At 48.3% G+C, this 1,070-nt stretch carries 1 protein-coding gene and 1 pseudogene; both read right to left on the minus strand.

Features of this window, described 5'->3' with window-relative positions:
* Positions 1 to 407: pseudogene (gene hisH / locus B7X71_RS17595) on the minus strand (imidazole glycerol phosphate synthase subunit HisH); the annotation flags it as partial.
* A 62-nt stretch (positions 408 to 469) separates the two neighbouring features.
* The gene (hisB, locus tag B7X71_RS17600) at positions 470 to 1,057 is read right to left on the minus strand and encodes an imidazoleglycerol-phosphate dehydratase HisB (RefSeq protein ID WP_062307133.1); all 588 of its coding nucleotides are present in this window, start codon (positions 1,055 to 1,057) and stop codon (positions 470 to 472) included.
* Between the last annotated feature and the right edge of the window lie 13 nt (positions 1,058 to 1,070).

Here is a 1,070-nt window from a genome sequence, read left to right on the forward strand (position 1 = left end):
ATATGGGGCACTTTGTAAACGGAACCGTCTGACTGCAACTTCCCAGCCGACTGAAACCGGCGCACCTCACCCGGAATCAAGCCCAAACAAGGTGTCCAAGCGGAACTGGAATTGGCTCGCTCTTCGGCACTTTGATCAAATAGCATTTGCTCACCCACACAAACACCTAATAAGGGTTTATCTTTGGCAGCATCAAGCAACGCCTCCAATAAGCCAGACTCTTGAAGATGCTTCATGCAATCGGGCATGGCACCCTGCCCTGGGAGCACCACCCGCTCTGCAGAGATAATTTCTTCTGGGTTGTGTGCAATGAGGATATTCGCATCTGGAGCCACATGATGAAAGGCCTGATAGACGGAACGTAGATTACCCATTCCGTAGTCAACGATCGCAATAGTTTGCGCCAATTGTTAGCCTATGTTCTGTAGTTTTTTGACAGTCTTCTAGTCAACGCTAGAAATTTTCTAGATTAGAGACTGCCCTTAGTAGAAGGAACAACACCGGAAGCACGTGGATCCAACTCTAAAGCCATGCGCAAGGCACGACCAAAGGCCTTGAACACAGTTTCAATCTGGTGGTGAGCGTTAATGCCACGTAAATTATCGATGTGCAAAGTTACTCCAGCATGGTTTACAAAACCACGGAAGAACTCAATACTAAGATCTACATCAAAGTCGCCAACACGAGCACGGGTAAATGGGACGTTGAACTCTAAGCCTGGGCGACCAGAAAAATCGATCACTACGCGAGAAAGGGTTTCATCCAAAGGCACATAAGAATGGCCATAGCGAGTGATGCCTGCTTTATCACCAACTGCCTTAGCAAATGCCTGTCCCAGAGTGATCCCTACATCCTCAACGGTATGGTGGTCATCAATATGGGTATCTCCTTTTGCGACGACTTTCAGGTCGATCATGCCGTGACGGGCAATTTGATCCAACATATGGTCTAGGAAGGGTACGCCAGAGGCCAGCTCAGCCTTACCTGTGCCATCTAAATTGATAGCAATTTGAATTTTGGTTTCCGAAGTGTTTCGGGTAACGTCGGCTTGCCGCATGCTTCAGTGCGCC

The organism is Polynucleobacter sp. 39-46-10, from assembly GCF_002282275.1.